At 38.4% G+C, this 12,699-nt stretch carries 9 protein-coding genes; 8 read left to right on the top strand and 1 reads right to left on the bottom strand.

Annotated elements, in window-relative coordinates:
* Nucleotides 1–106 precede the first annotated feature (106 nt).
* The 6 genes from SRT_RS09065 (at nucleotide 107) to SRT_RS09040 (ending at nucleotide 7,051) form a co-directional block, all read left to right on the top strand.
* A complete protein-coding gene (locus SRT_RS09065; RefSeq protein WP_128833855.1) occupies nucleotides 107–1,756 on the top strand; it encodes a peptide ABC transporter substrate-binding protein in 1,650 nt (549 codons plus the stop codon).
* A 105-nt stretch (nucleotides 1,757–1,861) separates the two neighbouring features.
* The gene (locus tag SRT_RS09060; protein WP_128833854.1) at nucleotides 1,862–2,776 is read left to right on the top strand and encodes an ABC transporter permease; all 915 of its coding nucleotides are present in this window, start codon (nucleotides 1,862–1,864) and stop codon (nucleotides 2,774–2,776) included.
* A gap of 10 nt (nucleotides 2,777–2,786) precedes the next feature.
* Nucleotides 2,787–3,818, top strand: coding sequence for an ABC transporter permease (locus tag SRT_RS09055; RefSeq protein WP_128833853.1), 1,032 nt, complete (start codon nucleotides 2,787–2,789; stop codon nucleotides 3,816–3,818).
* Between the two features lie 9 nt (nucleotides 3,819–3,827).
* Nucleotides 3,828–4,880 carry an ABC transporter ATP-binding protein gene (locus tag SRT_RS09050; protein ID WP_128833852.1) on the top strand — a complete coding sequence of 351 codons (1,053 nt, stop codon included), beginning with the start codon at nucleotides 3,828–3,830 and terminating at the stop codon, nucleotides 4,878–4,880.
* Nucleotides 4,873–5,799, top strand: a complete 927-nt coding sequence (locus SRT_RS09045; protein WP_128834071.1) for an ABC transporter ATP-binding protein — start codon at nucleotides 4,873–4,875, stop codon at nucleotides 5,797–5,799. Before SRT_RS09050 ends, SRT_RS09045 begins: the two co-directional genes overlap by 8 nt.
* Nucleotides 5,800–6,448: 649 nt before the next feature.
* Nucleotides 6,449–7,051 (top strand): nitroreductase family protein, encoded by a 603-nt coding sequence (locus SRT_RS09040; protein ID WP_128833851.1) that lies wholly within the window; start codon nucleotides 6,449–6,451, stop codon nucleotides 7,049–7,051.
* Nucleotides 7,052–7,129: 78 nt separating this feature from the next.
* On the opposite strand, the gene gshAB is transcribed toward SRT_RS09040, so the two are convergent.
* Nucleotides 7,130–9,451 carry a bifunctional glutamate--cysteine ligase GshA/glutathione synthetase GshB gene (gene gshAB / locus SRT_RS09035; protein ID WP_193432418.1) on the bottom strand — a complete coding sequence of 774 codons (2,322 nt, stop codon included), beginning with the start codon at nucleotides 9,449–9,451 and terminating at the stop codon, nucleotides 7,130–7,132.
* A 158-nt stretch (nucleotides 9,452–9,609) separates the two neighbouring features.
* On the opposite strand from gshAB, the gene SRT_RS09030 reads away from it, so the two are divergent.
* Both SRT_RS09030 and ulaA read left to right on the top strand, forming a co-directional pair.
* The gene (locus SRT_RS09030; protein WP_128833850.1) at nucleotides 9,610–10,899 is read left to right on the top strand and encodes an adenylosuccinate synthase; all 1,290 of its coding nucleotides are present in this window, start codon (nucleotides 9,610–9,612) and stop codon (nucleotides 10,897–10,899) included.
* A 339-nt stretch (nucleotides 10,900–11,238) separates the two neighbouring features.
* The gene (gene ulaA / locus SRT_RS09025) at nucleotides 11,239–12,696 is read left to right on the top strand and encodes a PTS ascorbate transporter subunit IIC (RefSeq protein ID WP_128833849.1); all 1,458 of its coding nucleotides are present in this window, start codon (nucleotides 11,239–11,241) and stop codon (nucleotides 12,694–12,696) included.
* Nucleotides 12,697–12,699: the final 3 nt, after the last annotated feature.

The following is a 12,699-nucleotide window of genomic DNA, read 5'->3' as shown; positions in this document are numbered from 1 at the left end:
CCAATTTTTTCCTTGACAGAAACTTGCTAAAAGGGAGGAAATGCGCTAAAATAAGAATGATATTAGTTTCAATTTTCAAATTATTGAAAAGTAAAGAGGAGACATTATGACAGCAATAAAGAAAAGTCCATGGAAACGTGTTAGTTTAGGGTTGGTAACTGCTACTTCAGTAGCTATTTTAGCAGCCTGTGGAAATGGGAACCAGCAATCTTCCAAAAATGAAATTAACTGGTATACACCAACGGAAATCAATTCGCTGGATATCTCAAAAAGTACAGATACCTATTCTGGTATCGCTATTGGAAATTCAGGAAGTAATCTATTGCGTGTTGATGACCAAGGTAAACCAGTTCCTGACCTTGCTAAAAAAGTGGAAGTGTCAAAAGATGGCTTAACTTACACAGCAACATTGCGCAAGGGCATCAAATGGTCTGATGGTAGTGCCATTACAGCTAAAGATTTTGTTTATTCATGGCAGCGTATTGTTAATCCGAAAACAGCTTCAGAATATTCAGGTCTTGCTGTTGAATCCCATGTTAAGAATGCCAAAGCCATTAATAGTGGTAAAATCACTGACCTCAATGAACTTGGAGTCAAGTCTGATGGCAATAAAGTTATCTTCACCTTAGAATCACCGACTCCTCAGATGAAATATCTGCTTGCTTTCACAAGCTTTATGCCACAAAAACAATCCTTTGTTGATAAAGTTGGTAGTAAATATGGCACCAATGCCAAGAGTCAAATTTATTCAGGACCTTACACTTTAAGTGGCTGGAATGGCACTAACGGCAGTTTTAAACTGAAAAAGAATAAATATTACTGGAATGCTGACAAGGTTAAAATTGATACCATTAATTTCCAAACCGTTAAAAAACCTGAGACAGCTGTTCAAATGTATAAACGTGGTGAATTAGATACAGCTAATATTTCAAATACACCAGCTCTTTTCAAAGCTAACAAGGGCAATAAAGATGTCGTCGATGTCTTTGAAGCAACAACTGCTTATCTGCAATATAATCAAACAGGAACTAATAAAGCTCTTGCTAATAAGAAAATTCGCCAAGCCCTTAATTATGCCACAAATCGTAAAGCTCTTGTCGAAAGTGCAATACCGACAGGTTCACGTGCAGCAACTGGAGTAGCTCCTTATAGATTAGCTAAAGTGGATGGCAAGGATCTTTCCAAGTATGTAGCACCGGGCTATAGTTATAATGCCGCCAAGGCAAAACAACTCTTTAAGGAAGGTTTGCAAGAGATTGGCGAAACATCAGTGAAATTTACAGTGACTTCTGATGCTGATACGCCTGTATCTAAAGCCAGTCTTGACTTTCTCAAGGGAGCTTGGGAAAAAGCACTTCCAGGTTTGACAATTGAAGAAAAATTCGTGCCGTTCAAACAGCGTATTCAAGATACACAAAATCAAAACTTTGAGATTGTCATGTCTCTTTGGGGTGGCGACTATCCAGAAGGTTCGACCTTCTACAGTAATTTCACGACAAGTTCACCTTATAATGGTGGAAAATTCGTAAATTCTACTTATGATCAGGCTTATGAAAAAGCAATTACAACAGATGCCTTAAATCCTACAAAGGCAGTTGAAGATTATAAAGCAGCAGAAAAAGCTTTATTTGATGAAGCAAACGTTAATCCAATTTACTTCCGCAGCACGAAGTCATTGCAAAATCCAAGTATCAAGGGTCTGATTCGCAGTTCTACAGGTTTGAATGTGGACTTCACCTATACTTATAAGAAATAACTTTTAAGATAACAACACTTTTACACATGGCAAGGATTGGCTTGATGCCAGTTCTTGTTTTTATTGGAGAGCTTTCGCCGATAAAAACAAAGAAAAGGAATCATTATGCTCAAATATATTCTTAAACGTTTGGGAATTCTTTTGCTGACCTTATTTATAGTTGTCACTATTACTTTCTTTCTCATGAAAGCGATGAAAGGAACTCCCTTTAACAATCCCAAATTAAGTCCGGATGCTATTGCCGCTTTGAACGTTCAATATGGTCTAGATAAACCTCAATGGCAACAATATTTGCTCTATCTGAAAAATGTCTTCACAGGTGACTTAGGAACTAGTTTTCAATATACCAATCAATCTGTAACGACACTTATTGTTCAAAGGCTAGGTATTTCTGCCCAGCTTGGTTTACAAGCACTTGTCTTAGGTGTTGGAATGGGTTTGATTGTAGGTGCTCTTTCTGCGCGCCATCAAAATGATAAAATAGATGGCCTCCTAAGTGTCATTTCAACACTTGGTTATTCTGTTCCTTCTTTCATTTTGGCCGTTTTCTTGCTCAATACATTTGGCTATCGTCTGCAATTCTTACCTGTATCTGGTTGGGGCTCTTTCGCTCAGACTATTCTGCCAACTCTGGCACTGTCATTTAATCCTTTTGCTGTAACAACGCGTTTTGTTAGAAGTGAGATGATTGAAGCTTTGAACTCGGATTACATTCAACTGGCGCGTGCTAAAGGTTTGACAGAACGTCAGGTTGCCAATCACCATGCCTATCGCAATTCAATGATTCCTGTTTTGACCTTAGTGGGTCCTATGGCTGCTAATCTTTTAACAGGTTCTGTGTTGATTGAGAGAATTTTTTCTATTCCGGGTATCGGGGAACAATTTGTGAATTCCATCCCTTCCAATGACTATCCTGTTATTATGGGAACGACAATTGTTTATGCTGTTATGTTGATGAGTATGATCTTATTGACAGATATCATTACCAGCATTGTTGATCCGCGCGTTCGTTTGCAGTAAGGAGAGTGACATGGCAGATAAAAATAGAAAGTTTGTGCTCATTGGAGCAGGAAGCACCAAAGCGCAAGAAAAAATTGAAAAGCCGGCTCTATCTTTCTTACAAGATGCTTGGCGACGGTTAAAGAAAAATAAGTTAGCAGTTGTTTCACTTTGGTTTTTAACCGTATTAATCGCTTTTTCTTTGGTCTCTCCTTTGTTTGTATCACAAAAAGATGCTAATAGTTTTGATTCGGACAAGGTATCAACTTATAGTAATTTACCGCCTAATAGCGGTCTTGGTATTCCGGGTTGGAATGGTGTTTTTCAGATGCCGGGCTCTAGCAAGGCATCCAATGTCTATGAAGATCAAGCCGTTCCAAAGGGGAAAACATTCCTTTTGGGAACAGATAGTTTAGGACGTAGTCTAGGCAAACGGATTATTGTTGGTGTTCGTATTTCGCTTTTAGTAGCAGTCGCTGCTACCTGCATTGACTTACTTATCGGAGTTGTTTATGGTCTGACCTCTGGTTATGTTGGCGGTGCTGTTGATACCATTATGCAGCGGATTATTGAGATTATTTCTTCTGTTCCAAATCTAATTATCGTAACCATGTTAGGGCTTTTATTAGGGAATGGGATTGTTGCCATTATCTTGTCCATTGCTTTAACGGGTTGGACTTCAATGGCAAGGCAGGTTCGAAACATGACCTTATCATATAAGGAAAGGGATTTTGTTTTAGCTGCCAGAACTTTAGGTGAAAGCAGTCCTAAAATTGCTTTCAAACATATTTTACCCAATATTTCTGGTGTTATTATTGTGCAAATTATGATGACAATTCCTTCTGCCATTATGTATGAAGCTATTCTTTCGGCTATCAATTTAGGAGTGAAACCACCAACGTCTTCTTTGGGCTCTCTTATTTCTGATGCTCAAGAAAATTTACAATATTACCCTTATCAAATCATCTTGCCGGCTCTTGCTTTGGTCTTTATTTCCTTAGCGTTTATTTTACTTGGAGATGGTTTACGTGATGCATTTGATCCAAAATCAGGACAAGACTAGGAGGAAAATATGAGTAAGGAAAAAATTTTACAAGTCAATAACCTCCATGTCAATTTTCATACCTATGCAGGTGAAGTAAAAGCTATTCGCGATGTTAGTTTTTATTTAGAAAAAGGAGAAACGCTGGCTATTGTTGGCGAATCTGGTTCTGGGAAGTCGGTGACCACACGAACTTTAATGGGCCTGTCAGCAAAGAATGCTGAGATTTTCGGAGATATTGAGTTTAAAGGACGTAATCTAAATGATTTGAAGGAAGAAGATTGGGTTCATATTCGCGGAAATGATATTTCCATGATTTTCCAAGATCCTATGACAAGTTTGGATCCAACCATGCGTATTGGCCTTCAAATTGCTGAACCCATTATCAAACATGAAAAAGTTACTAAAAATGAGGCTCTTAAGCGGGCTCTTGATATGATGGAAAAGGTTGGTATTCCTAATGCGCAAGAGCACATCAACGATTATCCTCATCAGTGGTCAGGCGGCATGCGCCAACGCGCTGTTATAGCCATTGCTTTGGCGACTAATCCTGAAATTCTTATTGCAGATGAACCAACGACGGCTCTTGATGTTACCATTCAAGCACAAATTCTTCATTTAATGGAAGAAATTCAAAAGAATACTGACTCTTCCATTATCTTTATTACTCATGATTTGGGTGTCGTTGCAGGTATGGCGGACCGTGTTGCTGTTATGTATGCAGGCAAGATTGTGGAATATGGTACAGTAGATGAAGTTTTTTACAACCCACAGCATCCCTATACTTGGGGGCTGCTCAATTCGATGCCTACAACTCATACGGCTTCAGGCAGTTTGCATTCAATTCCCGGAACACCGCCTGACTTGTTGCAGCCCCCTCAAGGGGATGCTTTTGCTCCAAGAAATGAATTCGCTCTTGATATTGATCTTGAGGAGGAGCCGCCATTTTTTAAAGTCAGTGATTCACATTATGCTGCCACTTGGCTGTTAGATGATCGCGCTCCTAAGATTACTCCGCCGGAAAGAATTTTACAGCGTTGGAAAAAATGGAAGAATTTACAGGGAGAAAAGCATGATGACTGAAAATCGAAAAAAGCTAGTCGAAGTCAAAAATGTTTCTTTGACATTCAATAAAGGAAAAGCCAACCAAGTAAAAGCAATAGATAATGTCAGCTTTGATATCTATGAAGGAGAAGTTTTTGGACTTGTTGGGGAATCTGGTTCAGGTAAGACGACAATTGGCCGTGCTATTTTAAAACTTTACAATATTGATAAAGGAGAAATTGATTTCGAAGGCGAAACGATTTCAAAACTAAAGGGGAAATCATTATTTCATTTTCGTAAGAAAGCGCAAATGATTTTCCAAGATCCTCAAGCCAGCTTGAATAGTCGCATGAAAGTTAGGGATATTATTGCTGAAGGACTTGATGTTCATAAATTGGTCAAAAATAAGGCAGACCGTGACGCAAAAGTTCAGGATTTACTGGATCTGGTTGGGTTAAATAAGGATCATTTAACACGTTATCCGCATGAATTTTCAGGCGGTCAGCGTCAACGGATTGGGATTGCTCGTGCTTTGGCGGTTGAGCCTAAATTCATTATTGCTGATGAGCCCATCTCTGCTTTGGATGTCTCTATCCAAGCTCAGGTCGTTAATCTCATGCAAAAACTGCAGCATGAACAGGGACTAACGTACCTGTTCATTGCTCATGATTTATCAATGGTTAAGTATATTTCGGATCGCATTGGTGTGATGCATTGGGGAAAAATCGTGGAAATTGGACCATCTGATGAGGTTTACCATCACCCCATTCATCCTTATACTCAAAGTCTCTTATCAGCTGTTCCTGAGCCCGATCCAGTTTTAGAACGCCAACGTATTCATAAAGTTTATGACCCAGTTGATGAGTTAGACGGGCAGGAACGGGAAATGAGAGAAATTACACCGGAACATTTTGTCTTAGCAACAGAAGAAGAGGCAAAAGCCTATAAAGAAAAATAAAGCTGAGCTGAAAGCTCTATTTTAACTGAACTAATGACAAAATCTCATTTTTGAAATAACTAAATTAATTCATTTGTCACAGCGTGTTTTCTTGTTTTTAAGTGATATCTAATACCAGACCATTTTAATCTTAATAATAATTTATTTTTAATGTTTGGTGGCATCGTAACTTTTAGAATTTGTATTCCTAACTCTTTTGACAATTTTCTTGAGTAGTTAGGGAACCTGTCAATATTCTTTTTACGACAGCAGAAATTATTTTTATATTAAGAGTGGACCAAAATCGGTAATTGTAATGAATTGCAATTTCGATTTTGTCGTTCCACTCTTTTTTACTAAGCTAGCGTTTATCTTATAAATAAAATGGTTTATTGTTGACTTTTGAGATAATGTATAAAGGAAATCATTATATGTCATTTAGCGAAAACTAATGGTATCTGCTTTTTGTTTCTTTGTAAATGTTAATGAGAAGATAAAACATGCTCATAATTTGCCTAGTACATTTTTTGTTGAGTATGAAACCTTTTAGAAATCATACCTATTGTTTCTTTCATTTATTTTAGAATTTTTAATAAAATAAGCAAAATATTTGTCACTAATTAGTAGTAATGTTATTATATTAGCATAATGACAATGGAGGTAATCATTTATGTCAAGTTTTTTAGATTTACAAAAACAACGTCGCAGTATTTATGCCTTGGGCAAAACTGTTGATTTATCAAAGGGTGAATTAGTTGCATTAATTCAAAACGCCATTAAGCAGGCGCCGTCAGCTTTTAATTCGCAAACCAGCCGTGCTCTCATTCTTTTCGGGCAGGATTCTCAAGATTTTTGGAATAAAATAGCTTACAGCGAATTGGAAAAAGTAACACCATCAGAAGCCTTTGCGGGGACAAAAGCGAAGTTAGAAAGTTTTGCGGCTGGAGTTGGAACCATTCTGCTATTTGAAGATCAAGCTGTTGTCAAAAATTTGGAAGAAAACTTTCCGCTTTATGCAGAGAATTTCCAGCCTTGGTCTGAACAAGCACACGGTATTGCTCTTTATGCTATCTGGTTAGCACTAGCTGAACAAAATATTGGTATGAGTGTTCAGCACTACAATCCGCTTGTTGATGCTCAAGTTGCTGAAAAATATGATTTACCAGCTAACTGGAAACTGCGTGCACAAATACCTTTTGGTTCAATTGAAGTACCTGCTGGTGAGAAAGAATTCATGGCAGATCAAGACCGGTTCAAAGTTTTTGGTGACTAGCCATTAAAAATTTTGTTTAAATAATCAATAAGATAAGACGAAAAAAAGCGCCCTCATAAAGGGAACTTTTTTATTGTTTTAATGATGGTTGCTGCTAGTTAAATGAATGGGAACTTCAGGAAAGAGTTTAGCTAGAATTTTTCCTGTAATGACTTGTCCTGGCCCTTGATAACAGTAAGTGTGCATATACATAGAAGGATTGAAATTGAGTTCAATACAGGTGCAGTTTGGCTTTTCCTTGCTTGCTTTTAAGTGGGTGTCTGGAATGATCAAATCAACACCGCAGGCCCAAGCTCCCATTGCTGTCGCCATATCAGCTGCTAGTTTTTTGTAGCTAGGATCCATGGTTTCTGTCACATCAATCGAATCGCCGCCAGTTGAAACATTGGAATTCCCGCGGAGATTGACTTTTCTGTCTTTAGGTAAGATATCATCTGGTGTATAGCCTTCTTGCTGCAGCATTAGCATTTCAATATCGCCTAAATTAATGATTTCAAGAGGCGAACGATGGTCTCGGCCGCGAAGAGGATCCTTGTTTTTTTGTGCTGCGAGCTGACGAACAGTACTATAGCCATCTCCAACGACATTGGCCGCAACCCGTAAGAGAACGGCCTCGCATTTGCCGTCCAGAATGAAGAAACGGTATTCTGTTCCTGCTATAAATTCTTCCACAAGGACCGAAGAGTCTTCAATAAAGGCAATGTCAAGTGCTTTTTCGTAATCATTGTGACTGGCTGCTGTTTCAAAAATAGAAATACCAAGTCCGAAATTGGTTGTCTTAGGTTTAATAACAATAGGTTTATTTTTAATTTGGGAATAATAGCGGAGGGCCTCGTCTTTATTGTCAAATTCAGCTCCTGCTGGGACAGGGTAGCCGTTTTCCCTTAAGATTTTCTTGGTAACGACTTTATTGGCCATGGCTAGGGGGATAACGTAGTTATCTTTAGAAGTCATGTTGCCATTTTTGACATATTCAATATGGTCATTATGCCATAGTTTGAGAAATTGATCATTTTCATCTAAAATTTCAAAATGGACTCCTTTTTGGATAGCATCAAAGAGCAGCATTTGTGTTGACAATTCCATGTTTTCATAACCCTTGAGGGCATAATAATCTTGCCAAGCGTAGTTATGATAATCTTGCCCTTTTTGCTGTCCAAAATGCTCCAATGAAGCATGCTTAATATGCTCAAAGAGACGGCCGCTTAGAGTTAACTTAGGATTTTCAACTTGTTTTTTGATAGCAGTTAGTAAATCATCATAGTAACTTGGTAATTTAAAGTGCTTAATTAAGGCTTCCATTGCCTCAAGAATAAGGGCAACAGGTGCTTCTTTTGGTAGTTTTGTCAAAGGATGGCTTAAAGCAATTTTTTCATTAAGCTCTTGAGCCTTATCAAGTGCTTGGTTCAGCTTTTTTGGTGTGTCAAGCCAGAGCATGGCCAAGATAAAGAGATGGACACTGTCAATGGTTTCTTGCGTAATGCCGCGATTGTTAAAGGGATTAAGATCAAAACAGCGAAATTCTAAATAAGTGATTCCTTTAGTAAGATAGTCACGGTTATGCTTGCTGCCACGTAAACGAACGGCTGAATAAAACTCTTTTTCAGCTGACAAAGCACCCGTTTCGACATGACGCTCAATACTTGTCACATAATTTTCAAGACTGTCAAAAGGAACTTTGACATCATCAGTATTGACATAGCCTAAATGACTGTTTCGGATGGAGCGAACAGCTTGGCTAAGCTCTTCATTTAAAAATCCTTTTTCAGCTATGGGACTAGCTCCATAAAGATAAGTCAAAAACCAACGATAATTTAAAAAGTTTTGAGCTACTTTTAAGTAAAGGTCATTTTTAAAGTCAATGAAAGACTGATAACCGCTAAGTTCAAAAAGTTCATTCATTAAATCAGCACCTAGCTCCATGTTATAATGAATGCCAGATATGGATTGCAGGATTTTTCCATATTTTTTAGCTAAATACTGACGATAGGAAAATTCAAAGTTATCTTCTAACTGGGCAATTTCAATTTCGTCTTCTGTGATTTGAGGCGGCATAGATAAAGGCCAAAGGTATTGATTCTGGTCAATACTGCGTTCTGCGACATCAGTAATAGCCCCTAAAAAACGAAGGACTTCCTTGCTGGATTGAGCGACAGGCGTGATTAGTTCCATCTGGGACTCACTGTAATCTGTTTGAATATAAGGATGAAACTGGCGAGAACCTAGTGCTGTTGGATGAGGTGTCTGAGCCAGACAGTGGTTTGTTTTATTGATACGGAGACTTTCTCTTTCTAAACCAAAATTAGCTTGAAGAAGGGGTAAGTCAGAATTTGCATGCTGTAATAATTGATTGATGTGCATAGGCTGCCTCGCTTCATTGTAGATAGTAATAGTGTACAATAAATTTCCTCCTTCTGACAATTCTTTGCTACGTTTCTTGAAAAATAATCAGAAATTTCATATACTTTATAAGTAAGATATTCTTGCGGGTGAAACTCCTGCCATGTCTATTGAGAAAGGATGTGGAGCTGTTTATTGACAGCTCAGTATCAAGAATTATGACTTCAGTTGTTGTTGTTGGAACCCAGTGGGGAGATGAAGGTAAAGGAAAAATTACCGATTTTTTATCTGCTGATGCGGAAGTGATTGCACGTTATCAGGGCGGAGACAATGCAGGGCATACCATTGTTATTGATGGAAAAAAATTTAAACTGCATTTAATTCCGTCAGGAATTTTCTTTCCTGAAAAGGTTTCCGTTATTGGTAATGGGATGGTTGTCAATCCCAAATCATTGGTTGAAGAATTAGATTATCTTCATCAAGAAGGTATTGCAACAGATAATCTTCGTATTTCTGATCGTGCCCATATTATTTTGCCTTATCATATTAAACTTGACCAATTACAAGAGGCGTCCAAGGGAGATAATAAAATTGGGACTACTAATAAAGGAATCGGCCCTGCCTATATGGATAAGGCTGCACGCGTCGGTATTCGGATTGCTGACTTGCTTGATAAGGATATTTTTGCAGAACGCTTAAAAGCAAATTTGGCAGAAAAAAATCGCCTTTTTGAAAAAATGTATGAGTCAGCTCCGGTAACCTTTGACACTATTTTTGATGAGTACTATGCTTATGGTCAAAAGATTAAAGATTATGTCACTGATACCTCTGTTATCCTAAATAAGGCCCTTGATAAAGGAAAACGGGTTCTCTTTGAAGGAGCTCAAGGAGTTATGCTTGATATTGACCAAGGAACCTATCCATTTGTAACCTCATCAAATCCAGTCGCGGGTGGCGTTACCATCGGATCTGGTGTTGGACCAAGTAAAATCAATAAGGTTGTTGGTGTCTGCAAAGCCTATACCAGCCGTGTAGGTGATGGTCCTTTCCCCACAGAACTTTTTGACCAAGTGGGAGATCGCATTCGTGAAGTTGGGCATGAATATGGGACAACAACAGGCCGTCCGCGCCGAGTTGGTTGGTTTGACTCAGTTGTCATGCGTCATAGCCGTCGTGTATCAGGCATTACCAATTTGTCTCTTAACTGTATTGATGTGCTTTCAGGTCTTGATATCGTAAAAATCTGTGTTGCCTATGATTTGGATGGAAAACGGATTGATCACTACCCTGCCAGTCTCGAACAACTCAAACGCTGTAAACCTATTTATGAAGAATTGCCGGGCTGGTCTGAAAATATCACAGGGGTTCGCAGTTTAGAAGATCTTCCTGAAAATGCTCGTAATTATGTCCGCCGTGTAAGTGAATTGGTTGGTGTTCGTATTTCTACTTTCTCGGTTGGTCCAGATCGTGATCAGACCAATATTTTGGAAAGTGTCTGGGGATTGTAAAGTTAATCATTTTTATGCTATAAAAAAGAAGTCGCTTGATGTGACTTCTTTTTCATTTGGTACGATTTTAGCCAGCTGTCTCTATATAATTGCAAATACAGTCAATTTTTAAATTTGTCTTCTATGTTAAAACCCAAGAAGTCTTCTTTTAATGTTTAAAATCTAATTGGCATAAAAATTAAGAATGCCTTCTAAATTTCGACTCATTTAAAAAGCAGAAAATTATAGTCCAATTGTGAACACTTGTATGTGTGATTATTGGTCTTGTTGTTAGCGTTTTCAAGAATTATAATAAAACTATAAAAAAACTTCAAATCTTTTTAGAAAAGAGGAAAACATATGAATATTCTTATTAATATTCTAACTTGGTTCTCGCAAAATATTTTGCAAAAACCGGCCTTTTTTGTAGGTATCTTAGTATTAATTGGATACTTGCTCCTCAAAAAACCATTACACGATGTATTTGCTGGTTTCATTAAGGCAACTGTTGGATATATGATTCTGGATGTTGGTGCTGGTGGTCTAGTGACAACCTTCCGTCCCATCTTAGCAGCACTTAATTATAAATTCAAAATTGGTGCGGCGGTTATTGACCCATATTTTGGGCTGACAGCAGCAAATGAAAAGATTGCTCAAGAGTTCCCTAGATTTATTGGTACAGCAACAACAGCGCTCTTGATTGGCTTCTTTTTCAATATTCTTCTGGTTGCCCTTCGTAAGATTACTAAGATTCGTACCTTGTTCATTACAGGTCACATCATGGTACAGCAAGCTGCAACAGTCACTTTGATGGTTATCCTTTTAATTCCAGCTTTTCGCAATCAGTTCTGGGGAACTTTAGCTGTAGGGATCATCTGTGGTCTTTATTGGGCGGTTAGTTCTAATATGACTGTTGAGCCAACACAGCGCTTAACTGGCGGCGGTGGTTTTGCTATCGGACACCAGCAGCAATTTGCTATTTGGTTTACGGATAAGATTGCTCCAAAACTTGGTAAAAAAGAAGAAAATTTGGACAACTTGAAATTGCCAGCTTTCTTAAATATTTTTCATGATACAGTTGTTGCCTCAGCAACCTTGATGCTCGTCTTCTTTGGTGCTATCTTGGCTATCCTTGGTCCGGATATCATGTCTAATCCAAAAGTGATTACAACGGGTACCTTGTTTGATCCAACCAAACAAGCCTTCTTTATGTACGTTGTTCAAACAGCCTTTACATTCTCTGTTTATCTTTTTGTCTTGATGCAAGGTGTACGGATGTTTGTCGGTGAATTAACCAATGCCTTCCAAGGTATCTCTAACAAGCTTCTCCCTGGTTCTTTCCCAGCAGTTGACGTTGCGGCGTCCTATGGTTTTGGATCACCTAGTGCAGTCCTCTTTGGTTTTGCAACTGGACTTATTGGACAATTAATTACAATCGTGTTATTGATTGTCTTTAAGAATCCAGTCTTGATTATCACAGGTTTCGTTCCAGTATTCTTTGATAATGCTGCGATTGCTGTTTATGCTGACAAACGTGGAGGTTGGAAAGCAGCAGTTGTTCTGTCATTCTTATCAGGTGTGCTTCAAGTGGCACTTGGTGCAGTTGCAGTTGCCCTTCTAGGTCTGGCAGGATTTGGCGGTTATCATGGCAACATTGACTTTGAAATTCCATGGGTGCCATTTGCTTATCTTTTCAAATATGCAGGAGTTATCGGTTATGCTATTGTGGCAGTCTTCTTACTTGCTATCCCGCAAATTCAATTTGCTAAAGCAAAAGATAAGGAAGCCTACTATCGCGGAGATGCTCAAGCAGAATAAACA

Source organism: Streptococcus troglodytae, assembly GCF_002355215.1.
Classification (GTDB): Bacteria; Bacillota; Bacilli; order Lactobacillales; family Streptococcaceae; genus Streptococcus; species Streptococcus troglodytae.
This window is presented reverse-complemented; position numbering and strand designations above follow the sequence as displayed.